Source organism: Williamsia sp. Y712, from assembly GCF_059445525.1.
The window spans coordinates 454,200-477,879 of the sequence record NZ_JCAIUN010000002.1 but is presented as its reverse complement, the minus strand read 5'-3'; the positions used below and the strand labels follow the sequence as shown (position 1 = coordinate 477,879).

General features: G+C 64.9%; 23 protein-coding genes. 14 read left to right on the top strand and 9 right to left on the bottom strand.

All coding sequences use genetic code 11. The features are described from left to right. Positions 1–282: 282 nt before the first annotated feature. The 7 genes from AC1D75_RS17045 to AC1D75_RS17015 all read left to right on the top strand — a co-directional run bounded on the left by AC1D75_RS17045 (position 283) and on the right by AC1D75_RS17015 (position 7,633). Entirely contained in the window at positions 283–1,689 is a 1,407-nt protein-coding gene (locus tag AC1D75_RS17045; RefSeq protein WP_495516506.1) for an NlpC/P60 family protein, read from the top strand. 164 nt (positions 1,690–1,853) lie between these two features. Beyond that, positions 1,854–2,999, top strand: coding sequence for an AAA family ATPase (locus AC1D75_RS17040; RefSeq protein WP_495516908.1), 1,146 nt, complete (start codon positions 1,854–1,856; stop codon positions 2,997–2,999). Further along, positions 2,989–3,930 (top strand): DUF58 domain-containing protein, encoded by a 942-nt coding sequence (locus tag AC1D75_RS17035; RefSeq protein WP_495516505.1) that lies wholly within the window; start codon positions 2,989–2,991, stop codon positions 3,928–3,930. Before AC1D75_RS17040 ends, AC1D75_RS17035 begins: the two co-directional genes overlap by 11 nt. After that, the gene (locus AC1D75_RS17030; RefSeq protein ID WP_495516504.1) at positions 3,927–4,907 is read left to right on the top strand and encodes a VWA domain-containing protein; all 981 of its coding nucleotides are present in this window, start codon (positions 3,927–3,929) and stop codon (positions 4,905–4,907) included. Before AC1D75_RS17035 ends, AC1D75_RS17030 begins: the two co-directional genes overlap by 4 nt. A 48-nt stretch (positions 4,908–4,955) precedes the next feature. Next, the gene (fabG1, locus tag AC1D75_RS17025) at positions 4,956–5,681 is read left to right on the top strand and encodes a 3-oxoacyl-ACP reductase FabG1 (RefSeq protein ID WP_495516503.1); all 726 of its coding nucleotides are present in this window, start codon (positions 4,956–4,958) and stop codon (positions 5,679–5,681) included. A 75-nt stretch (positions 5,682–5,756) separates the two neighbouring features. After that, complete coding sequence (inhA, locus tag AC1D75_RS17020) at positions 5,757–6,587, top strand: NADH-dependent enoyl-ACP reductase InhA (protein ID WP_495516502.1); 831 nt, start codon at positions 5,757–5,759, stop codon at positions 6,585–6,587. Beyond that, entirely contained in the window at positions 6,587–7,633 is a 1,047-nt protein-coding gene (locus tag AC1D75_RS17015; RefSeq protein WP_495516501.1) for a ferrochelatase, read from the top strand. The genes inhA and AC1D75_RS17015 overlap by 1 nt, the downstream gene beginning before the upstream one ends. A 22-nt stretch (positions 7,634–7,655) precedes the next feature. Here AC1D75_RS17015 and AC1D75_RS17010 read toward each other — a convergent pair whose 3' ends face one another. Next, positions 7,656–8,483 (bottom strand): Rv1486c family protein, encoded by an 828-nt coding sequence (locus tag AC1D75_RS17010; RefSeq protein ID WP_495516500.1) that lies wholly within the window; start codon positions 8,481–8,483, stop codon positions 7,656–7,658. Between the two features lie 98 nt (positions 8,484–8,581). Between AC1D75_RS17010 and AC1D75_RS17005 the strand changes: the two genes are divergently transcribed. From AC1D75_RS17005 to AC1D75_RS16995, 3 genes are read left to right on the top strand one after another with little or no spacing between them, the layout of a single operon-like run. Next, positions 8,582–9,421, top strand: a complete 840-nt coding sequence (locus AC1D75_RS17005; RefSeq protein WP_495516499.1) for a DUF3097 domain-containing protein — start codon at positions 8,582–8,584, stop codon at positions 9,419–9,421. A 40-nt stretch (positions 9,422–9,461) separates the two neighbouring features. Beyond that, the gene (locus AC1D75_RS17000; protein ID WP_495516498.1) at positions 9,462–9,890 is read left to right on the top strand and encodes an NfeD family protein; all 429 of its coding nucleotides are present in this window, start codon (positions 9,462–9,464) and stop codon (positions 9,888–9,890) included. After that, positions 9,887–11,095 carry an SPFH domain-containing protein gene (locus AC1D75_RS16995; RefSeq protein WP_495516497.1) on the top strand — a complete coding sequence of 403 codons (1,209 nt, stop codon included), beginning with the start codon at positions 9,887–9,889 and terminating at the stop codon, positions 11,093–11,095. The genes AC1D75_RS17000 and AC1D75_RS16995 overlap by 4 nt, the downstream gene beginning before the upstream one ends. A gap of 31 nt (positions 11,096–11,126) precedes the next feature. Here AC1D75_RS16995 and AC1D75_RS16990 read toward each other — a convergent pair whose 3' ends face one another. The 3 genes from AC1D75_RS16990 to AC1D75_RS16980 form a co-directional block, all read right to left on the bottom strand. Continuing rightward, positions 11,127–11,687 (bottom strand): hypothetical protein, encoded by a 561-nt coding sequence (locus tag AC1D75_RS16990; protein ID WP_495516496.1) that lies wholly within the window; start codon positions 11,685–11,687, stop codon positions 11,127–11,129. Then, positions 11,684–12,265, bottom strand: a complete 582-nt coding sequence (locus AC1D75_RS16985) for a hypothetical protein (protein WP_495516495.1) — start codon at positions 12,263–12,265, stop codon at positions 11,684–11,686. Before AC1D75_RS16985 ends, AC1D75_RS16990 begins: the two co-directional genes overlap by 4 nt. 99 nt (positions 12,266–12,364) lie before the next feature. After that, complete coding sequence (locus AC1D75_RS16980) at positions 12,365–13,105, bottom strand: TVP38/TMEM64 family protein (RefSeq protein WP_495516494.1); 741 nt, start codon at positions 13,103–13,105, stop codon at positions 12,365–12,367. A gap of 166 nt (positions 13,106–13,271) precedes the next feature. Here AC1D75_RS16980 and AC1D75_RS16975 point away from each other — a divergent pair, with 166 nt between their 5' ends. The 3 genes from AC1D75_RS16975 to meaB are packed head-to-tail and all read left to right on the top strand — an operon-like array spanning position 13,272 to position 18,422. Then, on the top strand, positions 13,272–15,155 hold the full coding sequence (locus AC1D75_RS16975; RefSeq protein WP_495516493.1) for a methylmalonyl-CoA mutase family protein: 1,884 nt from the start codon (positions 13,272–13,274) through the stop codon (positions 15,153–15,155). After that, positions 15,155–17,407 (top strand): methylmalonyl-CoA mutase, encoded by a 2,253-nt coding sequence (scpA, locus tag AC1D75_RS16970; RefSeq protein ID WP_495516492.1) that lies wholly within the window; start codon positions 15,155–15,157, stop codon positions 17,405–17,407. The genes AC1D75_RS16975 and scpA overlap by 1 nt, the downstream gene beginning before the upstream one ends. Positions 17,408–17,435: 28 nt before the next feature. Further along, the gene (meaB, locus tag AC1D75_RS16965) at positions 17,436–18,422 is read left to right on the top strand and encodes a methylmalonyl Co-A mutase-associated GTPase MeaB (RefSeq protein WP_495516491.1); all 987 of its coding nucleotides are present in this window, start codon (positions 17,436–17,438) and stop codon (positions 18,420–18,422) included. On the opposite strand, the gene AC1D75_RS16960 is transcribed toward meaB, so the two are convergent. The 3 genes from AC1D75_RS16960 to AC1D75_RS16950 all read right to left on the bottom strand — a co-directional run bounded on the left by AC1D75_RS16960 (position 18,419) and on the right by AC1D75_RS16950 (position 20,284). Continuing rightward, complete coding sequence (locus tag AC1D75_RS16960) at positions 18,419–18,847, bottom strand: hypothetical protein (protein ID WP_495516490.1); 429 nt, start codon at positions 18,845–18,847, stop codon at positions 18,419–18,421. The two genes, meaB and AC1D75_RS16960, sit on opposite strands and share 4 nt — an antisense overlap. Positions 18,848–18,855: 8 nt before the next feature. Continuing rightward, the gene (locus AC1D75_RS16955; protein WP_495516907.1) at positions 18,856–19,896 is read right to left on the bottom strand and encodes a nucleoside hydrolase; all 1,041 of its coding nucleotides are present in this window, start codon (positions 19,894–19,896) and stop codon (positions 18,856–18,858) included. Between the two features lie 223 nt (positions 19,897–20,119). Then, positions 20,120–20,284: a hypothetical protein gene (locus AC1D75_RS16950; protein WP_495516489.1), complete on the bottom strand. Its 165-nt coding sequence runs from the start codon at positions 20,282–20,284 to the stop codon at positions 20,120–20,122. A 155-nt stretch (positions 20,285–20,439) separates the two neighbouring features. Here AC1D75_RS16950 and AC1D75_RS16945 point away from each other — a divergent pair, with 155 nt between their 5' ends. Beyond that, positions 20,440–21,426, top strand: a complete 987-nt coding sequence (locus AC1D75_RS16945; RefSeq protein ID WP_495516488.1) for an oxygenase MpaB family protein — start codon at positions 20,440–20,442, stop codon at positions 21,424–21,426. Between the two features lie 15 nt (positions 21,427–21,441). Here the strand turns inward: AC1D75_RS16945 and AC1D75_RS16940 are convergent, their stop codons facing one another. Continuing rightward, positions 21,442–21,810, bottom strand: a complete 369-nt coding sequence (locus AC1D75_RS16940; protein WP_495516487.1) for a hypothetical protein — start codon at positions 21,808–21,810, stop codon at positions 21,442–21,444. A 211-nt stretch (positions 21,811–22,021) separates the two neighbouring features. Continuing rightward, complete coding sequence (locus AC1D75_RS16935) at positions 22,022–23,659, bottom strand: LuxR C-terminal-related transcriptional regulator (protein ID WP_495516486.1); 1,638 nt, start codon at positions 23,657–23,659, stop codon at positions 22,022–22,024. Positions 23,660–23,680: the final 21 nt, after the last annotated feature.

The window sequence follows — 23,680 nt, the reverse complement described above, 5'->3', positions numbered from 1 at the left end:
ATATCCAATTTGTTACCTTGCACATTCGTGGTGATCACAGCGTTTCCGCAGGTAATGACTGCGATGTAATTTGTGACTCATGTTTCCTTGGTTGTTTTTGTGACGTACGGTTCGTATGTCACCGATGGGGTTAATGGGGAAGTTGATCACCATCGTGGCGATGGCCGAGTGTGTGCCACTGCTCCGCAGCGGCATCGGCGCACTGTCAGATCTGCGAGGGAGTCATTAGTGAGTCGAGGGAAGGCGTTACAGCCGCGGAGACGTGGCATTCGAGTGTCCTCGGTGACCGCATTACTGGCAGTAGTGACGGTCACCTGTGCACAGTTGTCCACGGGAACCGCGGCCGCTGCCCCGCCGAGCAGCGCGGAGCAGATCGCCACACTGATCAATCAGATCGCAGACACGAACCAGACGATGGTCAACCTCGATGGTGAGGTTGCCGTCAAACGTGAAGCCGTGAACCGGGCACTGGTCGATCTGCAGAATGCCAGGGAGTCCGAGCGGCTCGCTGCCGTTGCCGTCCGCGGTGCACAGGAATCCTTGGAAGAGGCCTCCGGCGCCATCGCGTTCGCGCAGACCGACTTCGACGCGTTCATTCGTAGCCTGTACGCGATGGGCAACAGTCAGGGCTCGCTGCTCGGCTACATGTCGGGCGATCCCGGAGCCCTGCTCGACCGGGCATCGGTGGTCGACCAGATCAGTCGCGATCAGCAGGCCACCATCACCCGGTTGCAGCAGGCCCGCAACGAAGAGGCGAACCGCGCGGCAACGGCCAAGGCCACCGCGCAGCAGGCCAAGTTCGCAACTGCTTCTGCCGAGACACGTCAGGCCGACGCGCAAAGCGCCATCGCCGCGGCAACCGAAGCGGTCAAGGCCGAATATGCGCGCCGCGCCACCCTTGAACAGGACCGAGCCGCGGCACAGCGTGAACTGGACAAGCTCCGCGGCCAGCCCGCATCCTCGTACCCCGGTGCTCCGACCGCGGTTCTCCCGGACCAGCAGGCCGCCATCGAGCAACAGGCACACGAAGCCGCTCTGCGGGCTGCCGGTGAAGCCAGCGCCAGACTGGCACTGGACACCTCCCAGCAGGTCCTCGCCGCCATCATCGGTGCGATGACCCCGCCGCACACCGACATCGAGACCCCGACGCCCGTCGACCCGAGCCTGCCGGTCGACCCGAGCGAGCCCGTCGATCCGTCTGAGCCGGAAGCGCCCACACCAACGACACCGACGATCCCGACCACACCGGTCATCCCCGGAGCGTCCGGTTCGGCCGCAGTCGAGATCGTCGTCAACCGGGCACTCTCGCAACTCGGTGTCACCTACTCGTGGGGTGGCGGAAACGCGAACGGCCCGACACTCGGTATCCGCGACGGCGGCGTGGCCGACTCGTACGGCGACTACAACAAGGTCGGATTCGACTGCTCCGGCCTGATGATCTACGCCTTCGCAGGCATCGGAATCTCGTTGCCGCACTACACCGGCTACCAGTACACGTCCGGACCGCAGTTCCCGCTCTCGCAGATGCAGCGCGGCGACATGATCTTCTACGGTCCCAACGCGAGCCAGCACGTGGCGCTGTATCTGGGTGGCAACCAGATGGTCGAGGCACCGCAGTCCGGTGACGTCGTCAAGATCTCGCCACTGCGCACCAGCGGCGCGATGCCCTATGTCGTGCGTCTGACCTGACACCGGCGGGTTCGCCGGGGCGCCTCCAGTACCCTCGGTTCAGTCAGCACAACGATCGATCAGACCCCGGAGGGTTTTCGGTGACCTCAGCGCAGGACGAGAGCAAGGCTTCAGTGGAGGAATTCAAGCTCACGCAGGCCGACGTCGCCTTGCTCGAAAAGGCCATGTTCGAGGTCAAGCGGGTCATCGTCGGACAGGACCGACTGGTCGAGCGGATACTCGTGGGCCTGCTCGCACGTGGACACATCTTGCTCGAAGGTGTTCCGGGCGTGGCCAAGACGTTGGCTGTCGAGACGTATGCAACCGTCGTGGGCGGATCGTTCTCGCGGGTGCAGTTCACCCCCGACCTCGTGCCCACCGACCTCATCGGTACGCGGATCTACCGTCAGGGCCGTGAAGAGTTCGACACCGAACTCGGTCCGGTTGTGGCCAACTTCCTGCTCGCCGATGAGATCAACCGCGCGCCGGCCAAGGTGCAGTCGGCGCTGCTCGAGGTCATGGCCGAGCGGCACGTGTCGATCGGTGGCACGACATACCCGATGCCCGATCCGTTCCTCGTGATGGCGACGCAGAACCCGATCGAGAACGAGGGCGTCTACCCGCTGCCGGAAGCCCAGCGAGATCGCTTCTTGTTCAAGGTGCTGGTGGACTATCCCGCGATCGAAGAAGAGCGCGAGATCGTCTACCGCATGGGCAACAAGCCGCCAACGGCCAAGCCGGTGCTCGATCCGGAGACGATGGTGCGCCTGCAGAACGTCGCGGCCAACGTGTTCGTCCACCACGCACTTGTCGACTACGTCGTGCGGGTCATCCACGCGACGCGTTTTCCGGCCGAGTTGGGTCTGAAGGACGTGGCCGGATGGCTCTCGTACGGTGCGTCGCCGCGTGCAACCCTTGGCATCATCGCCGCCGCCCGGGCGCTGGCGCTGGTGCGTGGACGTGACTATGTCGTACCGCAGGATGTCGTCGAGGTGATTCCGGATGTCCTACGACACCGATTGGTGCTCAGCTACGACGCGCTCGCCGACGAGGTGGATGCCGACACGATCATCACCCGCGTCCTCCAGACGATCGGGCTGCCACAGGTCAGTGCCCAACCGCTGAACACCGGACCGGCCGCGGCCGCGCAGGCGAACGCCCAACACCTGAACAATCAGCCGCACCAGCAGGCTCCGCAACAACCGGTGGGCCATCAGCAGCCCGGCTACCCGCAGCAGGGTGGCTATCGGCAACAGCCGAATCCGCTGACCAAGCCGGCCGCAGCGCAGGGTGGCCCGGGACAGGGCAACCAGTCGCACTATGGCGGATAACAGCGCACTTCCGTCATTTGGCGCGGGCACGCTGGAAGATCCCAAACTGACGGCAGCACTGAAGACGCTCGAGATCATTGTTCGTCGCAAGCTCGATGGCGTACTCCAAGGCGATCACCTCGGTCTGATCCCGGGACCGGGCACCGAGCCGGGGGAGGCCCGCCCGTATCAGCCCGGCGACGACGTCAGGCGGATGGACTGGTCGGTCACGGCGCGGACCACACAGCCACATGTGCGACAGATGGTCGCCGACCGTGAACTCGAGACGTGGCTGGTTGTCGACATGTCCGCGAGTCTGGACTTCGGCACGGTCAACACCACCAAACGTGATCTCGCGGTGGCCGCCTGCGCTGCCATCGCGCATCTGACGCTCGGTGGCGGCAACCGGATGGGTGCCGTCGTCTGTACCGGCGACCAGGTGGTCCGCATCCCGGCCCGTGGCGGTCGCGCCCATGCACTCGACACCCTCAAGACCATCGCCACCACCACTCGTTCGAGTGAAGGCGTGCGTGGCGACCTGCATGCCGGGATCGATGCCCTGCGCAGGCCCGAACGCCGCCGAGGGCTGGCCGTTGTGGTCAGCGATTTCCTTGGACCGATCGATTGGGATCGCCCGTTGCGCGCGATCTCGGGCCACCATGACGTGCTCGGCGTGGAGGTGCTCGATCCCCGCGATCTGGAACTGCCCGATGTCGGGGAGGTGGTCCTGCGCGACGCCGAATCCGGTCAGATCCGGGAGCTCACCATCACCGACAAGGTCCGCGCCGATTTCGCCCGTGCCGCCGAGGATCATCGGCAGCAGGTGGAGCGGACCCTGAGGCGTTGTGGCGCACCGACTCTCGCGCTGCGAACCGACCGTGACTGGATCGCCGACGTGGTCCGGTTCATCGCGCAGCGTCGCCGCGGGATGAATGCGGGGTCGACCCGATGAGCTGGTTCGATCTCGCGTCACCCTGGTGGCTGCTGGTCCTGCTCGCCGTCGTCGGCCTCATCGCCGGCTACATCTACATGCAGCGCAGGCGCCAGAGTCGGGCCCTCAAGTTCGCCAATCTGGATCTGCTCAACCGCGTTGCACCCAAAACCCAGAACCGGGCCCAGCACATACCGATCGTGCTGATGGTCCTCGCATTGGCGGTGTTGGTGGTGGCGATGGCCGGCCCCCAGGCCGATCGCAAGGTGCCACGAAACAAGGCAACGGTGATCCTGGTCATCGACGTCTCGCGGTCGATGGACGCCACCGATGTCTCGCCGTCGCGGCTCAAGGCTGCGCAAGAGGCAGGCAAGAAGTTCGCCGACGAACTCACCGAGGGCATCAACCTCGGGCTGATCTCGTATGCGGGAACCGCGACCACGCTGGTGTCACCGACCCCGAACCGGCAGGCCACCAAGGACGCGATCGACAAGTTGACGCTCGACGACAAGACCGCGACCGGTGAGGGCATCCTGGCTGCGATGACGCAGATCAAAACCCTCAACGCCGTCCTCGGTGGCGCGGAGGGCGCACCGCCCGCCCAGGTCGTGTTGCTCTCGGACGGAAAAGAGACCGTTCCCGACGACCCGGACGACCCGCGTGGCGCGTTCACCGCGGCCCGCAAGGCAAAAGAAGAACGGATCCCGGTCAACACCATCTCGTTCGGTACCGCGACCGGAACCGTCGATCTCGAAGGTGATCGCATCCCGGTGCCGGTCGACGATGAATCGCTCCAGCGGATCGCGCAATTGTCCGGTGGCAAGTTCTTCACCGCCTCGAGCCTCGACGAGCTCAACCAGGTGTACGAGAATCTGCAGAACCAGATCGGATACGAGACCCAGCGTGGCGATGCGTCCCGGCCGTGGCTGATCGTCGGCACGCTGCTGGTGCTGGCGGCCGCGGTGAGTGCGGTAGCAATCAACAGGCGGCTCCCGTGATGGGGCCTGTTAAACGTCGGCAGTGGACAAAGCGATAGGTTGACCGTCATGGCTGACAGCAATACGAAGGTATCCCGCTCGGTTCTCGTCACCGGCGGCAACCGTGGAATCGGTTTGGCGATCGCACAACGGCTTGCCGCCGATGGCCACAAGGTGGCCGTCACGCATCGCGGCTCAGGAGCCCCCGAGGGACTGTTCGGGGTCCAGTGCGATGTCACCGACAACGACTCCATCACCGCGGCGTTCAAGGCGGTCGAAGAGCATCAGGGGCCGGTCGAGGTGCTGGTGTCCAACGCCGGAATCACCGATGACACGCTGCTCATGCGGATGACGGAAGAACAGTTCGAAAAAGTCATCGACGCCAACCTCACCGGCTCGTTCCGGGTCTCCAAGGCAGCCTGCCGGTCGATGCTGCGCAAGCGCTGGGGCCGGTTCATCTTCCTCGGTTCCGCTGTCGCGATGATGGGAACGCCCGGCCAGATCAACTACGCCTCGTCCAAGGCAGGCGTGATCGGCATGGCGCGATCGCTGACCCGTGAACTCGGGTCGCGCTCGATCACCGCCAACGTCGTCGCACCCGGACTCATCGAGACCGACATGACCGACGAGTTGCCCGCCGAGTACAAGGAGCAGGCCGTCAAGTTGATCCCGGCGGCCCGTATCGGACAGCCCGAAGAGGTCGCCGCTGTTGTCAGCTGGCTTGCCTCCGACGACTCCTCTTATGTCTCCGGCGCGGTCATCCCCGTCGACGGTGGCCTCGGAATGGGTCACTGAAACTCCGGTCGCACCCGGCGTTTCATCAGCATTCACGCACCACCGACACACGAAACCACCTCGAGGGAGCAGACATTGAGCGGGATACTCGACGGCAAGACAGTTCTGATCACCGGAATCATCACTGATTCCTCGATCGCGTTCCACGCCGCCGCCATGGCGCAGGAACAGGGCGCACGCGTGATCATCACCGGATTCGACCGGCTGCGGTTGATCGACCGGATCGCTCAGCGTCTGCCGAAGGAAGTGCCGCCGGCACTCGAATTGGACATCACCAACGAGGAGCACCTCGGAACCCTCGCCGATCGCCTGAAGGAGATCGCACCCGAGGGCATCGACGGCGTCCTGCATTCCATCGCGTTCGCGCCCCGCACCCTGATGGGTCCGGAGGCCAAGCCGTTCCTCGAGGGCCCGGGTCCGGATGCGGCGCAGTCGTTCCAGGTGTCGGCATGGAGCTACGCGGCGCTGGCCCGCGCCGTGCTGCCCGCGATGAACGAGGGTGGCTCGATCGTCGGCATGGACTTCGATCCACGTACCTCGATGCCGTACTACAACTGGATGGGTGTGGCCAAGGCCGCGCTGGAATCGGTGAACCGTTATGTGGCCCGGGAAGTGGGCGAGGCCAAGAAGATCCGGTCGAACCTGGTGGCCGCCGGCCCGATCAAGACCCTTGCCGCCAAGGCGATCGCCGGAACTGCGACCGGTGATGCCAAGAAGCTCAGCCAGCTCAACGAATACTGGGATGGCGCCTCACCGATCGGCTGGAACGTCGATGATCCCTCGGTGGTCGCCAAATCGGTCTGCGCACTGCTCTCGGACTGGCTGCCCGGTACCACCGGGTCGATCGTCTACGTCGACGGCGGCGCGAGCCACAACACCTGGCTCCCCGAAGGTTTCGCGACGTAGTGAGTGCGACAACCGGTTTTGACGCCGTCCTGGTCTTGTCCTTCGGTGGACCGGACAAGCCGGACGACGTTCGGCCGTTCCTCGAGAACGTCACCCGGGGGCGTGGTGTGCCACCGGAGCGCCTTGACGAGGTGGCGCAGCACTACCTCCACTTCGGTGGGGTGTCGCCGATCAACGCACTGAACAAGGCGATGATCAGCTCGCTCGAAGCCGAGCTCGATCGGGACGGCATCAACCTGCCGGTCTATTTCGGAAACCGCAACTGGCATCCGATGATCGAGGACACCCTCGCGCAGATCCATGGCGACGGACATCGGCGGATTCTGGTCTTTCCGACCTCGGCGTGGGGTGGCTATTCGGGGTGCCGCCAGTACGACGAGGACATCACTCGTGCGCTGGCCTCACTCGGCGCCGATGCCGGCGACATGTTCATCCGCAAGCTGCCGCAGTATTGGCAGCACCCGGCGATGACGGCGTCGTGGGCTGATTCGATCGCGGTTGCCAAAGCCGAACTGCCAGAAGAACTTCGCGACGACGCGCGGCTGGTGTTCACCGCTCATTCCATTCCGCTCTCGGCCGACCGGGCGGCGGGTCCACCCGCTGACGGCGGTCAGCTCTACAGCAGGCAGGTCGCGGCGGCGTCCGCACTGGCCGCCGACGCTGCGGGCTTCGCGGAGTTCGATCAGGTGTGGCAATCGCGCTCGGGGCCGCCACAGATCCCGTGGCTCGAACCGGATATCTGCGATCACCTAGAGGCCGTCGCAGGCCGCGGCGTCCGGGCAGTGATCGTCTGCCCGATCGGTTTCGTCTCCGACCACCTCGAGGTGGTGTGGGATCTCGACAACGAGGGCCTGGACAAGGCGCGGGAGCTGGGCCTGGGCTACGCGCGGGCGGCAACGGTGGGGACGGACCCCCGGTTCATCACGATGATCACCGAACTGATCGCCGAACAGTGCAGCGGCGACGTCGAGTTCAGACTCGGCATGACGGACAACGGGGCACCCTGCGCACGCGGTTGTTGCGAACCTGTCCGCCGTCCTGCATAAGGCTCGCCGAACAGCGCTGGTCTCAGACGTGGTTGCTGGAGACCAATTCGTCGATGACGGCATTGGTGGCGCTCATCCGGGCGATCCGGACCGTACGACCGAGCTCACGCAAGGCCGTATCGCCACTCTGCTGCTGTTCCGCGACGATACCGAAGTCGGGTGCCGCAGCGCGGGCCACCGACAGGATGGCGGCCACGTGAGCGGCCTGTTCGAGGATGCGTTCGGCCCGCGGGTTGATCCCGGGCGGTAGTTGCTGGGCGGCGAGACGGGTCATCTGCGCCACCACCTCGCGGGGATCGGGGCGGCCCTCGGCGGACGACGTCCGTGGCATCCGCAGACCGGCGAGTATCTGGGTTGCCGACCGAATGCCTTCCCGCAGTTCGTATTCGACCTCACTGAGGGAATGTGTGATGGGGATCGCGGGTGTGCCGGTGAGCGTGTGCACACCCCAGCCGATGGTGTAGCGATCCAGCCTGCGGGGGATGAGTGCGAAACGTCCGGGTACCACCAGCAGTTCACCGGCTTCGAGTGCGGCTGTGGTGACCGGACCCCGCGGCGGCAGCCCGAGCATGTCGCCTGGTGCGACCAAGAGCAGCGCAAGGCCATGGGTGGAGCCCTCGCGGACCAGGCGCAGGAGTGCGTCACTCTCCTCGCCGTCGGGATTCAACGAAAGTTCCTGGGCAGCAGCAGCATCCGCCGCGAGGACGCGGTGTCGAGAACTCCACCGACCGAGCACATCGAGCAGGTCATCGGGGGAGTAGCGACCCGACTGCCACGCCGCACCCCAAGCACCGAGGGCACCACCGATGCCCGCGGTATCGGTCGGATACTCAAAAACGTTGTCGGTCATCACAGCCTTCACTTCTTCGTTGCGTCTGGGCCGATCTTACTGCCGGTGCCACGGCTCGGCGTGGCAAGCACCGTGGCCCCTGGCCGGGCCCTAACGTGGTGCCGGTGAACAGCAATGGTTCTGATCGTTATGGTCGAGATGTCCTGTCCGGACCGCGGAAGAGCACCCGGCCCGTCGTCCCCGAGGTCGCTGCCGAGCGTGACCTCGTCGTCGAGGATGCGGCCAGCGGATTCTGCGGCGCCGTTGTCGGCTTCGAACGCAGCTACGACGGGGAGTTCGTGCGGTTGGAAGACCGTCGGGGACTGACCCGGATCTTCGCGATGCGGCCCGCTGCGTTCCTGATCGACGGCAAAACTGTGACATTGATCAAACCTGTGGTGAAAGCGCCGACGGCACCGGCGCGGACGGCGTCCGGTTCACGGACGGTGGCCCGGCAGCGGGCCCGGGTCGCACGGGCGAGCCGCCTGTTCGTCGAAGGTGTTCACGACGCGGCGTTGATGGAACGGATCTGGGGCGACGATCTGCGTGTCGAAGGCATCGTGGTCTCGAGCCTCGACGGCCTCGACAATCTCGATGAAGCACTTGCCGAGTTCGAACCCGGACCCACCCGCCGGGCCGGCGTCCTCGTGGACCACCTGGTGGCCGGTTCCAAGGAATCCCGGCTCACCGAGCGGGTCGGCGAACACGTCCTCGTCACCGGGCATCCGTACATCGACGTCTGGGAAGCGGTGAAACCCGCGGCGGTGGGGATCAAGGCCTGGCCGAAGATCCCGCGGGGCATCGACTGGAAGACCGGTATCTGCCAGGAGTTGAACTGGGGTACACCGCAAGACGGCTGGCGGAAGGTGAACTCGTCCGTGTCGAGTTTCCGCGATATCGAGGTCCCACTGATCCGGGCCGTCGAGGAACTGATCGATTTTGTGACCGCAGTCGAATAACGAGACAACCCAGACCCATTTTGCGTGGCACAGTGGATGTGTGAGCGCAGTCATCTGGCTCGTGGCCGGACTGATACTGATCGGCGCTGAGGTACTCAGCGGCGATCTGATCCTGCTCATGCTCGCCGGCGGAGCCCTGACCGCGGCCGGGGTCAGCGCCGTCTTCGGCACACCGCTGTGGGTCGACGGAGCCGTTTTCGCCCTGATGTCGCTGCTCCTGCTGTTTGCTGTCCGTCCGGTTGCCAAGCGACACATGTACAACCGACCCCGACTGGCCACCAACACCGATGGTCTGATCGGCCGTCACGGTGTGGTCGTTGCCGCCATCGACGGCGATTCCGGGCAGGTGAAATTCGACGGAAGCGTGTGGTCGGCCCGGGCCGCGCATCCAGCCGACCGGTTCGCCGAGGGCGAATCGGTGACGGTTCTCGAGATCGAAGGCGCCACCGCCGTGGTGTGGAAAGGATGAGCACCATGGTGGTCGGACTGGTGGTGATCGTGGTTCTGGTGCTGGTTGTGGCCGTGATCCTGGTGAAGTCGGTCGCGCTGATCCCGCAGGCCGAGGCGGCGGTGATCGAGCGATTGGGCCGGTACATCAAAACCACGTCCGGGCAGCTCACACTCCTGGTTCCGTTTGTCGACCGCATCCGGGCCCGCATCGATCTGCGAGAGCGGGTGGTCTCATTCGCGCCGCAGCCGGTCATCACCGAGGACAACCTCACGGTCAACATCGACACCGTCGTCTATTTTCAGGTCACCACCCCGCAGGCCGCGGTCTATGAGATCAACGACTACATCGTTGGTGTGGAACAGCTGGCCACGACCACGCTGCGCAACGTGGTCGGCGGGATGACCCTCGAAGAAACCCTGACCTCGCGTGAATACATCAACGCGCAGCTGCGCGGTGTGCTGGACGAGGCCACCGGTCGCTGGGGTCTGCGGGTGGCCCGCGTGGAGCTGAAATCGATCCTGCCGCCGCCTTCCATCCAGGAATCGATGGAAAAGCAGATGAAGGCCGATCGCGAGAAGCGCGCCACGATCCTGGCCGCCGAGGGTCAGCGCGAATCGGCGATCAAGACCGCGGAGGGCAACAAGCAGAGTCAGATCCTCTACGCCGAGGGCGCCAAGCAGGCGGCGATCCTCACTGCCGAGGGTGATCGGCAATCACTCATCCTGCAGGCGCAGGGTGACCGGGCTGCGCAATACCTGCGCGCCCAGGGTGAGGCCAAGTCGATCGAGAAGGTCTTCGCCGCGATCAAGGCCGCCAAGCCCACGCCCGAACTGCTGGCTTACCAGTATCTGCAGCAACTCCCGGAGATGGCCAAGGGCGAGGCCAGCAAGGTGTGGGTGGTCCCGACCGACTTCGGTTCGGCATTACAGGGTTTCGCCAAATCGTTCGGGATCCGGTCAGATGATGGTGTCTTCCGTTACGAGGCCCCGGCCGACGACAGTCCGGCTCCGGTCGACGAGTCCGACATCGCCGAGTGGTTCGAGAAGGCCACCGATCCCGTCGTCGCGCAGGCTGTGGCCGCGGCCGAAGCAGTAGCCCGGACACCGATAGCCGATCAGCCTCCGCTGTCGGCCCGTCCGATCGACACCACACTCCCGGCTCCCGGTCAGTACGAGGCCCCGTCCGGCATTGAATCCGCGCAGGACAAACCTGCACCAGGCTGAGACCTCCGCCGTGGCGCCGTACGCAGGCGTGTCAGTGCACCAGCAGGTAGGCCGCACCGGCGGTCGCCGCGGCCCAGACGACCGAGGCCAACGTTCCGATGATGAACTGCTCGGCTGCACCCGGTTCGCGCAGTTCGGGATAGCGGCCGAGCCCTTTGATTGCCAGCACGATGGCGATGGCCTCGGGCCATTGCAGACCGAGCGCCGCGACCACCACGATGCGTTCGAGATATCCGATGACGCGGCCACCACGTAGCGGGGTCGGTATCGGCGCCGGATCGGCCCCCGGGTTCGGGGGCGGCGTGGGGGTGTCGAGTTGCCAGGGTTCGATACCACCGAGCAGCAGCGCCGCTCGCACCATCAGGGTGCCGCCGGTGATCGCAGCGGCAACGGTGAGGCATTGGATGACCACCGCGCCGGCGCCGTCGGCCGGACCGGCGACCAGTCCCAGGATCGCCACCAGCCCGAGCACTGCCGGCGCGATCATCGCCGCGGCAATGTTCATCGGGCGTCCGTGCCCGAGGGGCAGTCGGCTGATGAGCAGGGGCAGGCATGCGGTCACTGCCAGCAGCACGATGGCCGCGATGATCACGGGTGCGCGACCTGGAGTAGATGGGTGGCGAGCACGCGCGTGTCCTCCTCGATATGCCAGTCCGCGGCCTGGAGTCGTTGCGACATCGCCTGCGGTGTGATCCCGAGTGTGGCAGCCGCCTCTGACTGACTGTGGCCCAGGCGCATCTGCCGGACCGCTTCCTGCCCGGCGGCGCTACGTCCGGCGGCAGTGCGGACGAGCAGTCGCAGCGCGGTCTGTGCATGACCGTCCGCGGCAGTACCGAATCCGACCACGCTCACGCGGTAGCGGGTGTTCTTCGCGGATGTGACGGCCTCCCGGGCCCGCTCGAACGCCTGCCCGCGACCGGCCCGGGTCTGCTCGGGCAGGGGGAGTTCGACGTCACCGATCCCGACACCGATGCTCCAATGACCGTCGGCGGCCAGGATCGTCACCGCCTCGGTGACGGCTGCGGGGTCGTCGAGGACCGCCTGCAGTTCGTCGCCTGCGGTCCGGTCGAAGGGCCGGATGGTCGGCACGGAGGCAAGAGCGGTGAGGGCTGCCGGAACCCGATCCGGTTCGCTCCGGCTACGTCGCTGATCAATCGTCAGTACATACATGCATTCTCCGCACCGATTCAGACACAAGGAACTATCAAGGATTGAACCTTGAGTGGAGACTATCAGGTAAATGGACTTGATTGAAAACAATCAAGCTTTTTAACTTGATGCAATGGTGTTGGAGCCCGAGGGATTGGCATGACCAGCATCGTTGTGAGCTTCCGGTCCGTCCTGCGCCGATGCGTTGACTCCCAGGCGGGCATCGACGATCAGTCCGATCACTCCGACGCTGAACAGGCCGGCCGACAGTGCCAGCGACCAGATGTCACCCTCGCCGGTGAGAGCATCACCGAGTAGGACCACCGCTGCGGTTCCGGGCAACACCCCGACAACGGTCGCGAGCAGATACGGCACGAATTTGATCGACGAGAGCGCCGCGATGTAGTTGGTCACCGAGAACGGGCACGCGGCGATCAGACGCAGTGACCCGACTGCGAGCCAACCGCGCCGCTCCATGCGGACCTCGACCGCGCGGGTGACCGGATGGTGGAGGTAGGGCTGGATGCGGGCCCGGCCGAATCTGCGAACCAGGAAGAAGGCCGCCACCGCCGCAAAAGTGGTCGCCAACATGGCGCCGGAGAAACCCACAGCCGGACCGAAGAGCAGTCCCGAGGCAACGGTGAATGCGGACCGCGGAATCGGGAAGATCACGATGATCGCGTAGCCGATGAAAAAGAACCAGACAAACGCCGGGCCGAACGAATCGGCCCACTCCCGGAGTCGGGAGACCGATGGGATGGGCGCGAGATAGGCGGCGAGCAGCACCGCGATCACGGCTATGAGCCCGATCACAGCTCGGGTCACCGCAGTCTGCCGGGTGACTCGACCATTGGTTTTCACGGGCTCAACAATACGGCCGACCTCGAGGCCTGCCGGTGTGCGCGACACCACTGTGGTAGCACCCACCTCGACTTATGGCCCGAGTGATCGATCGGATAGTGTCGAATCCACGTTCTGATGCGACCGAGATCACGACGTCACCAGCCGATCGAAGGGCTCACCCCGAATGCCGGATACCCATTCCGACCTCCAAGACCTGGAGGCCAGTTACCAGCGATGGTCCGACTCTGCCGCGCAAGTGCTGGCCAAGTCCAAGCGGATCGACGCCGCGGACCTGAGCGACAGCCCAGAAGCACTGCTGTCGACCATCACGCCGGACGAACTGGTCATCAAGCCGCTGTACACACGACGCGATGAGCTCGACGAGCCAGGCCTTCCGGGTTCGTACCCGTTTGTCCGCGGCAGCGACGCCACCCGCGACGTGAACATGGGTTGGCGCGTCACCGAGCGCTTCGGTGATCCCACCGGCGAGCCCCAGGATCCGAAGGCGCTCAATGCCGCGATCCTGGAGGCACTCGACAACGGTGTGAGCGGTCTGTGGTTGGCGGTCGGCGAGAACTCGATCGCGCCCGAGCAGCTAGCTGCAGTCCTGGCCGGGGTGTTCCTCGACCTCGTTCCGGTCACCGTCGACGCCGGCGCCCACGGAATCGATGCGGCCCGCGCCCTGCAGGCGCTGCTGCCCGACACCGCGTCGCTGAGCACCGTCGCCTCGTACGGCCTGGCGCCGTTGACCGCGGCCCTGTCCGGGCGGCCCACCGTCGAGCTGTCAGCTGCGATCGCGATCGCCCAGGAATCAGGTGCCGGTGTCCGGGCCATCCGCGTCGACGGCACCGACTTCGCACTCGGCGGGGCCACCGACGTCCAGGAGCTGGCCTTTGTGGTGGCTGCGGGCGTCGAATACCTGCGTGAGCTCACCGCCGCCGGCCTCGACATCGACAAAGCGCTGGGGCAGTTGACCTTTGCATTGTCGGCCACCGATGATCAGTTCGGCACGATGGCCAAGTTCCGGGCGATCCGGCGACTGTGGGGCCGCGTGGCACAGGTCAGCGGTGCACCGTCGGCGGGCGCAGCGGTGACCCACGGTGTCACTGCGCTGAGCATGATGAGTCAGCGCGATCCCTGGGTGAACATGCTGCGTGTCACCACCGCGACGTTCGGCGCCGGAGTCGGTGGCGCCGACCAGATCACGGTGCTGCCGTTCGATGCTGCGCTGGCACCCGCCGATCGCACCACCAACCCGAGCTTCTCGCGCCGCATGGCCCGCAACACGCAGTTGCTGCTCCTGGAGGAGTCCAACGTCGCCAAGGTCATCGACCCGGCGGGCGGATCCTGGTTCGTCGAGTCGCTGACCGACGAACTCGCCGTCGCTGCCTGGGCATTGCTCCAGGAGATCGAGGGCAAGGGCGGATACCGTCAGGCACTGGCCGACGGCTGGATCGGCGAGCAGATCGCCACGTCGGTCGAGGCCCGCGACAATGCGGTGGCGCACCGGACCACCGCGCTCACCGGTATCAACGAGTTCCCGAACCTGGGGGAGAAGCCGCTCGGTACCGCAGGTGCGGCAGATGTCGCCGACCAGCCCGCATCGGCGCCAAACCTGGCACGGATCGCGCGGCCTTTCGAGCGTCTGCGCGATCGATCCGATGCCTACCTCGCCGCTCATGGCCGTCGTCCCACGGCGATCATGCTGCCGTTGGGCTCGGTGGCCGAACACAACGGCCGCACCACGTTCGTCGCCAACCTGTTGGCTGCCGGTGGTATCGAAGCGGTCAATCCCGGGCCGCTGGACGGTGATTCGGTGGCCGCCGCCGTCTCGGCGGCAGGCAATCCTGCGGTCGCGGTCCTGTGTGCGGCCAATCCTCGTTACGGGACCGACGGCGGCGTCGCCCTTCAAGCAGCTCGCGCCGCCGGGGTCGAGACCGTGCTGCTGGCCGGTCCGTCCAAGGCCTGGACCGACGCCGCAGATACCCCGGATGGATTCCTGCAGGTCGGTATCGACGCCATCACCACGTTGACCGACCTGTTCGACAAGATCGAGGCGAAGAGCTGATGACCAGTACCCAGAAACAAATCGCGAGTTTCGCCGACGTTCCGCTGTCGGATGCGGCAGCAGCACCTGCGGCCGGTGACAGTGACAAGCTGATCTCTGATCTGGCTCAGGCACACGGATATTCGACCGAGCAGGTCACCTGGAGCACGCCGGAACAGATCGACGTGAAGCCGATCTTCACCCGTGCCGACCGTGACGCGGTGACCGCCGACGGCGAGCATCCGTACCCGCTCGACACCGTGCCGGGTTCGGTGCCGTTCCTGCGCGGTCCGTATCCGACGATGTACGTGAACCAGCCGTGGACGATTCGGCAGTACGCCGGCTTCTCCACAGCGGCCGAGTCCAACGCCTTCTACCGCCGCAACCTCGCGGCCGGTCAGAAGGGCCTGTCGGTGGCATTCGACCTGGCCACCCACCGCGGCTACGACTCCGACCATCCCCGGGTGGCCGGTGACGTCGGCATGGCCGGTGTGGCAATCGATTCCATCCTCGACATGCGTCAGCTGTTCGACGGCATCGACCTCGGTTCGGTATCGGTCTCGATGACGATGAACGGCGCCGTGCTGCCGATTCTCGCGTTGTATGTCGTGGCCGCCGAAGAGCAGGGTGTACCGCCGGAGAAGCTCGCCGGGACCATCCAGAACGACATCCTCAAAGAGTTCATGGTCCGCAACACCTACATCTATCCGCCCAAGCCGTCGATGCGGATCATCTCGAACATCTTCGAGTACACCAGTCTCAAGATGCCGAAGTTCAACTCGATCTCGATCTCCGGCTACCACATCCAAGAGGCCGGTGCCACAGCCGATCTGGAGTTGGCGTACACCCTCGCCGACGGCATCGAGTACCTGCGGGCCGGCGTCGACGTCGGGCTCGACATCGACAAGTTCGCACCACGGCTCTCGTTCTTCTGGGCCATCGGCATGAACTTCTTCATGGAGGTCGCGAAACTTCGTGCGGCGCGGCTCATCTGGAGTGAGCTCGTGGCCAAGTTCGACGCCAAGAACCCGAAATCGCTGTCGCTGCGTACACATTCGCAGACCTCGGGCTGGTCGCTGACCGCACAGGATCCGTTCAACAACGTTGCACGGACCTGCATCGAGGCGATGGCCGCGACCCAGGGTCACACCCAGTCGCTGCACACCAACGCCCTCGACGAGGCGCTGGCACTGCCCACCGACTTCTCGGCACGTATCGCCCGCAACACCCAGCTGCTCCTGCAGCAGGAGTCGGGCACCACGCGTCCGATCGATCCGTGGGCCGGATCGAACTACGTCGAGTGGCTCACACACGAACTCGCCAACAAGGCGCGTGCGCACATCGCCGAGGTCGAAGAGGCCGGCGGTATGGCACAGGCCATCAACGAGGGCATCCCGAAGCTGCGGATCGAAGAGGCTGCCGCACGTACGCAGGCCCGGATCGACTCCGGCCAGCAGCCGGTGATCGGCATCAACAAGTATCAGGTCGACGAGGACCAGGAGATCGAGGTCCTCAAGGTCGAGAACTCGAAGGTCCGCGGCGAGCAGATCGAGAAGCTGGAAAGGCTTCGCGCCAGCCGTGATTCGGCAGCCGTGGAGACCGCACTGGCCAACCTGACAAAGGCCGCGGCCTCGTCCGAGGGTGGCCTGGAGAACAACCTGATGGCACTGGCGATCGAGGCGGCCCGTCACCAGGCCACCGTCGGCGAGATCTCCGAGGCATTGGAGAAGGTCTACGGCCGTCATCAGGCAGAGATCCGCACCATCAGCGGTGTGTACCGACACGAGGCCGGAACTGTGCAGAACATCGACGACGCCATCGATCTGGTCAACAAGTTCGCCGAAGCAGAAGGTCGGCGTCCGCGTGTGCTGGTCGCGAAGATGGGCCAGGACGGCCATGACCGCGGACAGAAAGTGATCGCGACGGCCTTTGCCGACCTTGGTTTCGATGTCGACGTCGGCCCGCTGTTCCAGACCCCGGATGAGGTGGCGCTGCAGGCCTCGGACAACGACGTGCATGTTGTCGGTGTCTCGTCTTTGGCGGCAGGTCACCTCACCTTGGTGCCCGCACTCCGCGATGCACTCGCGAAGGTCGGGCGCAGCGACATCATGATCGTGGTCGGCGGTGTGATCCCGCCCGGCGATTTCGACGAACTGTACGAGGCAGGCGCCGCCGCGATCTTCCCTCCGGGAACGGTCATCGCCGACTCCGCCGTGGAGCTGATCAAGAAGCTCGCTGTTGAATTAGGGCATGAATTGGGAACCGGGGCCTGAGCTGACATCGTGAGTCTGAGACGAGCACATGCCTAGACCCCCATTGGATCTGGCTGCACTGGCCGATGCCGTCCGCGCCGACAAACGACCCGATCTGGCCCGAGCCATCACGCTGGTCGAATCGACGCGGGCGGATCACCGCGCCCAGGCACAGGAATTGCTGCTGTCACTGGGTGCCGACTCGGGTAAGTCCTACCGGGTCGGTATCACCGGCGTTCCCGGAGTCGGCAAATCGACAACCATCGAAACGCTCGGTATGTACCTGATCGAGCAGGGGCACAAGGTCGCCGTGCTGGCGGTGGACCCGTCGTCGACCCGGACCGGCGGATCGATCCTCGGTGACAAGACCCGGATGGGTCAGTTGTCGGTGCACCCGAACGCCTACATCCGGCCGTCGCCGACGTCGGGCACCCTCGGCGGTGTCGCGAAGGCGACCCGCGAGACGATCGTGCTGCTCGAGGCCGCCGGTTTCGACGTGGTGCTGGTCGAGACCGTGGGTGTCGGGCAGTCCGAGGTCACGGTGGCAGGCATGGTCGACGTGTTCTGTTTCCTGACCCTCGCGCGCACCGGGGATTCGTTGCAGGGCATCAAAAAGGGTGTTCTGGAGCTCGCCGACATCGTGGTCGTGAACAAAGCCGACGGCAAATATCTGACCGACGCCAAGAATGCGGCCCGCGAGTTGCAGGGTGCATTGCGTCTGCTGACGCCGCACGAGGCGATCTGGCGTCCTCCGGTGCTGACGATGAGCGCCATGGAGGGGACCGGAGTCGCCGAGTTCTGGGAGACCGTCCTCAAACACAAGGAAGTCCTCAGTGCGGCAGGCGAATTCGAGGCCCGGCGCAGCCGTCAGCAGGTCGAATGGATGTGGGCGATGGTGACAGATCAGCTCCTGCGCCGGCTTGACGCCGATCCCGAGGTCCGGGCGATCCGCCATCGCGTCGAAGACGACGTACGGTCCGGCACGCTCACCCCGGCACTGGCCGCCACGGCGATCGTCGAGGCCTTCGACAGCTAACGGCCTGCGTCGTGGGCCAACTGGCCGGCGATCATGACGTCATAGCCTGCGCAGACCGGCGGATACCATCCGGGCAGCTTCGACGAATGGTCCTGCGTGTGCAGATAGTCGAACCCGGCGTGGGCCACCCACCCGGCTGCGGCGATGGTGCGGGCCGGGCCTGCCGGAAGCAATGCGGCGCCGACGGCGACCGCACCGGCCGCCGCCAGGGCGATGACCTCACGCCGCACGGCGCCCGGATCCGCCCCACGCCACGAACGCGTGAGCGGATAGACGGCAGCGGCCACCGGCAGACCTGCGCCGATGACCACGATGCGCGCTCGGGGTGAGATGCGGTCGCCGATGGCCAAGTTCACTCCGGCGGCTAGAGCCGCACCTGCTCCGATGGCCAACAGTTCTTTCGAGACATCGGTCGCAGATCGCATGGCCGCACCTAACGTCGGGGACCCGTCCCATGCTGCACGGCAACCGCAAACGCCGCAATCCGTTCGATCAGATCGTCGAAGAACAGGTCCGGATCAGTGGTTGTCGCGATCTCGGCGTTGACCGGTCGGTTCCAGAAACCACGTTCGTCGGCGACAGTCGTACCGCGGGTCAGTGTCCCGTCGACCTCGACATCGACACACGCGAGCCGGGTACCGGTGACCGACGGATCGAGCGCAACCGCCGCGGCGAACGGATCATGCATATGCGCGATGTAGCCCTCGGATTGCGCTTCGTGGAACTCGAAGTAGAACCGGACCGCATCGACGAGATGGCGGACGATCACGTTGTCGGCCACGGAACGGGTTCCGGTTTCGTCATCGGGCCCGGGCTGCTCTACCGGACTCGATTCGGCCAGTGCGGCCAGCCGCCCGAGATGGTCGGGCGTCATCCGGATGGTCTCGGTGAGGTCGAGCGGGCAGATGATCGGACGAGGTGCGCCGTCCTGCCCGAAGGCTGCGAACACCTCCTTGGCGGCCTCCGGATCCACGGCGATGTTCCACTCCGTGGTCGGGGTGGTGTTGCCACTCTGATGGAACACTCCACCCATGATGACGAGGCGGCGAAGTCTGCTCGGCAGCAACGGATCCCGTCGAATGGCCAGGGCCAGATTGGTGAGCGGGCCGGTCACCAGACCCACGTACTCGCCGGGACTTTCGGCAGTCAGCTCGATCCAGGCGTCAGCCGCATCCCGATGGGACTGCATGGACGTCGCGACCGGTAGTTCGGCGTATCCGATGCCCATCGGGCCATGGGTTTCTTCGGTGGTCATCAACGGCGCCTCGAGCGGTCCGTCGGCGCCGACGCACACCTCGATGTCGTCGCGGCCGCAGAGCTGCAGCCAGGCCAGGTTGTTGGCGCAGACGACGTCGGTCGGGACGTTCCCACCGGTGGACAACACGGCCCGGACATCTGCCGACGGGTGCGCGAGAAGGTAGAGCAGAGCCAGGGAATCGTCGATTCCGGTGTCACAGTCGAAGATGAGGGGCACTGAAATCACCGTTTGACCCTAGTCGACCTTGGTGTCATTGCCTGAGTCGAGCGCAGGAACTGCCGCGACGAGCGTCTGATGCCAGGCCGCCCAGGGCGGATGACACCCGCCGCGACCCGGTTTCATGACCACCTACGCAGGCATGTCAGCTTCTGAGACCGAAAAGGCGGTCACCTCACTGCCCGAGAACTATTCCCGGGTCGGTATTTTCGTGCGGATGCCGTCAGGGCGTCGTGGGCTTGTCCTTGTCGTCGATAACCGTCGGCGGACCGCCGGGGTGCGGCGCGCCGCCCTCGTTGAGCCAATCGGCGATCTCGGCGGCATCGTCGCTGGTGACGGGCCGGCGCCTCCTGAAAAGGGACTTGACCTTGTTTCCTATCTTCGACATGCGCTGATGTTACCGACATGGATGGAGCGCGAGGCCTATCGACGCCTGCGGGGATCGCACACCTGCGCGGGGCTGTTCAGGGCCCATCGATGCTGATAATCTGATCACAGACGTTTCCACTTCAGTGGCTCAGTTGCCTGTCGAGAGGATGTTCGATGACCATCGCAGAATCCGGCTCCCAGTTGCGCGCAGTCCCTCCCGGCGAGGGCGAAGACTCGCTGATCAACAACGCCGACAACGACATCCAACTGGTCCCACCGGACTCCATCACCGCTGAGCAGACCGGCCATTTCACCTTTCTCCCGATCAACGGTGCAGCCTTTGTCATGCAGGTGATGCACCCGGTGATCGGCGATGTGGTCGGGAAGTACTCGGTGTTCCGGACTGATCCCGCCGGCCGCGCGATCCGCTCGATCGATTCGGTGCTCCGCTGGGTCTATGGCGGTGAGGAGGCAATCGCCGAGGGCCATCGCCTTCGCAAGATGCATCAGCCGCTGCAGATGAAGAACGCCGAGGGCAAGCACATCAGTGCACTGAATCCCGAGGCATACCAGTGGGTCATCGCCACCGCGTTCCCGACGACGCTGGCGGCCGGACCGCTGCTGATCGGCCGTGATTTCAATGAGGAAGAGAAGTTGGAGATCCTGCGTGACAACCGCCGGATCGCCAAGATCGTGCAGGTGCCGATGAAGGGCTACCCAGAAACGATCGGGGAGTTCAACGAGTACTTCGACGACTTCGTCAGCAACAGGCTCGTTGCCCACGAGGTCGCGCTGACCCTCATCAAGCAGATGCGCGAAGCGCCGCCACTTCCGCCTTCTGTGCCGGAAAGTCTGCGGCCGGCCACACGTGCGGTGGCGAAGTTTGCCAGCAAGCCGGTACAAGACCTGAACTACCTCACCACCGTCGGTGTGATGGATCCCCGGGTCCGTGAGATCCTCGGCCTGACCTGGAGCAACAAGGAGCAGCGCGATCTGGAACGGATGCACAAGGTGATCCGTGGGTCGTACAAGGTGCTCCCGGAACGGTTGACGTATTTCCCGCTGGCGTATCACGCCCGCCGCCACCATGCCGCGATCCAGGCCATGAAAAAGCGTGAGAACGCTGGTGCGGCCTACAAGGTGCGCGAACGTCAACCCTGATCAAAAATTGAATCGTCAGTACGAGTCCGCGAACTCTCGGGCTGATACAGCCCACTTTCCCTTGATGGGAAGGAACTCGTTGTTGTCGAGAAGCCTGCGTAGCGTGGGCTGCTTGTCAGCAGCGTGTTTCCACGCCAACTCAGCCAAGTCCTTGGAACTCATTCCCGAGTTTTCTTCGTCGTCGAACAATTCGTATTCCAGATGACCTGCCAGAGTTCGCGACCATTTGGCCTGCAGAGCGAGTAACAGATCGTTTCTGTGCTCAAAGATGGTGGTGACTGCCGGAACTTCCTCGAATGGCAGTGAATATTGCCCGGTGCGGTGAGCATGGTTCAGCACTGCGTCGATTGCGCGGGTCCGTCGGTGAAAGTCGTCCCATCCCATGATGATTTCCTTCGTCTGTAGTGGCCACCGGTTGTGGCGCGAGGGGTGTTTGTGGAGCCATGGTTCGAGGCTAGGGCGGCGCCGGTCGCCGTCGCATCGGGCAACAGTTGTATTCGCCAGATGCACGCACCAGCAGTAATGGGTGTTTTGACCCACTGACCGAATGCTGTGAAAAAGCCGTTCGGACGCGCATCACACGGGATCGCCCGTGTCAGTTCAGTCCGTTTTGATAGGTATAGGCGGTCGCGGCGGCGCGCGAGGAGACCCCGATTTTGGCGAAAATATTGCTCAAGTGGCGTGCGACCGTTTTTCGGCTCAACGACAGGTTCGCTGCCACCTCTTGATTTGTCAGTCCGCCCGCGACGAGTCGGAGCACCTCGGTCTCTCGGGCGGACAGACCGTCCGGGAGCGGTGGCGGTGGTTGCGTACACCCGAGCAATTCGTCGGTGTGCTTCACGTCCGGGACCGCGCCCAATCGGCTGAACACCGCACGGCAGGTTGTCCATTCGAGACGAGCGGTGTCCTCGTCGCCGATTGCACGACATGCCAATCCGATCAGCTGATGGCTGCGGGCGGCCTCGTACGGCATGTCGAGGTCCGACCAGATTCGCATGGCGGATCGCAGGTCGGTGAGTGCGCGTCCGGGGTCACCGTCAGCGAGTCGCACCGCACCCGCAGCATGTGCGGCTGCGGCCCGGACAGACGGTGGGTCGCCGTCGCACGTGGTGGCAAGTTCGTCGGCGGCCGTCCGTGCAAGTTCGAGGTCGTTTGAGAGCATCGCGATCTCGGCTTGGGTCGCAAGCAGTTTCGCCCGCGTGAGCCGGTCCGAGGGATGTTCGACCAGCGCACGTGAGATACCGGCGGTGGCTGCGTCGATCTGGCCTTCCGCGGCGCGCAGCAGCGCCAGACCGGGCTGCACATCCAAACCGCAGCCGCCGGCGTGCCCGAAAGCTTCTTCCGCGGCGGGGAGGTCACCGACCAGCCGCCGGATCTCGCCGACCTGGTACCAGGCCTGGCCGGTGTCTATTGCAACGGTTCCGTTCTGCTCCACACAGGCTCGGCGGGCTTCGCGTTCGGCGTTCGTCCATTCTCCGTGCATACGCATGAGCCGGGATCGGTGCATCCGGCACGATCCGGAGATTGCGGTGGCGCCGTGCTGCGTGCGCAACCAGCTCTCGAATGCGGAGGTCCACGCGCTGGCGCGGCCGAAGTCCGAGAGGTGGTCGCACACGGTGATCGAACTGCAGTAGATCCACCAGGAGCTGGTTGCGGTGAGCTCGTGGGCAACAGCGGCGACCATTGCCTCGTCGAGCAATGTGGTTCCACCGGTTACGTCGCCGAGCGCGACGAGGGCGCGGCCCGCCTGGTGCAGGCTGATGTTCACCAGATCGGGATCGGTAAAACGCGTGCCGATCGTGGTGGCCCGACGGGCCTTGTCGAGGGAGGTGTCCAGATTGTGTCGTTGGAAGTTTGCCTCGGCCTCGGCGATGCACAGGTAGCCATGCACCGCACACTCCGGCTCTTCATGTAGCAAGCGGTGCGCGCGGCCGAGCCACCCCAGGGCAGACGGGACGTCACCGCGCATCAGCAACACGAGGTGAATCCGGAACGCGCACATCGCGGCGCCGCGATTGTCGCCGGTGCTCACCAGCTGGCTGTAGATCCGGCTGCGCGCCTGCACGCTTTTCTCGGTCCGGCCGGTGAAGTGGGCAGACTCGGCGAGTGCCTCGAGATCGTCCGGACCCAACGTCGTCGATTCGTCCGCGCTGTTGAGCAGCGAGTATGCCTCGTCCCAGACCCGTTTCCGGTAGGCGGCACGACCGCGCCCGAGATCATGGACCAAGACCATGCCATCGACAGTTCACCGCTT

Excerpts from the sequence above, each read along its gene's own strand:
- AC1D75_RS16940 (WP_495516487.1), bottom strand. The coding sequence starts at position 21,810 with ATGGGATGGGACGACTTTCACCGACGGACCCGCGCAATCGACGCAGTG.
- AC1D75_RS16985 (WP_495516495.1), bottom strand. The coding sequence starts at position 12,265 with ATGTATGTACTGACGATTGATCAGCGACGTAGCCGGAGCGAACCGGAT.
- AC1D75_RS16975 (WP_495516493.1), top strand. The coding sequence starts at position 13,272 with ATGCCGGATACCCATTCCGACCTCCAAGACCTGGAGGCCAGTTACCAG.
- meaB (WP_495516491.1), top strand. The coding sequence starts at position 17,436 with ATGCCTAGACCCCCATTGGATCTGGCTGCACTGGCCGATGCCGTCCGC.
- AC1D75_RS16950 (WP_495516489.1), bottom strand. The coding sequence starts at position 20,284 with ATGTCGAAGATAGGAAACAAGGTCAAGTCCCTTTTCAGGAGGCGCCGG.
- AC1D75_RS16995 (WP_495516497.1), top strand. The coding sequence starts at position 9,887 with ATGAGCACCATGGTGGTCGGACTGGTGGTGATCGTGGTTCTGGTGCTG.
- scpA (WP_495516492.1), top strand. The coding sequence starts at position 15,155 with ATGACCAGTACCCAGAAACAAATCGCGAGTTTCGCCGACGTTCCGCTG.
- AC1D75_RS17010 (WP_495516500.1), bottom strand. The coding sequence starts at position 8,483 with ATGACCGACAACGTTTTTGAGTATCCGACCGATACCGCGGGCATCGGT.
- AC1D75_RS16945 (WP_495516488.1), top strand. The coding sequence starts at position 20,440 with ATGACCATCGCAGAATCCGGCTCCCAGTTGCGCGCAGTCCCTCCCGGC.
- AC1D75_RS17030 (WP_495516504.1), top strand. The coding sequence starts at position 3,927 with ATGAGCTGGTTCGATCTCGCGTCACCCTGGTGGCTGCTGGTCCTGCTC.
- AC1D75_RS16935 (WP_495516486.1), bottom strand. The coding sequence starts at position 23,659 with ATGGTCTTGGTCCATGATCTCGGGCGCGGTCGTGCCGCCTACCGGAAA.
- AC1D75_RS17035 (WP_495516505.1), top strand. The coding sequence starts at position 2,989 with ATGGCGGATAACAGCGCACTTCCGTCATTTGGCGCGGGCACGCTGGAA.
- AC1D75_RS16960 (WP_495516490.1), bottom strand. The coding sequence starts at position 18,847 with ATGCGATCTGCGACCGATGTCTCGAAAGAACTGTTGGCCATCGGAGCA.
- fabG1 (WP_495516503.1), top strand. The coding sequence starts at position 4,956 with ATGGCTGACAGCAATACGAAGGTATCCCGCTCGGTTCTCGTCACCGGC.
- AC1D75_RS17040 (WP_495516908.1), top strand. The coding sequence starts at position 1,854 with ATGTTCGAGGTCAAGCGGGTCATCGTCGGACAGGACCGACTGGTCGAG.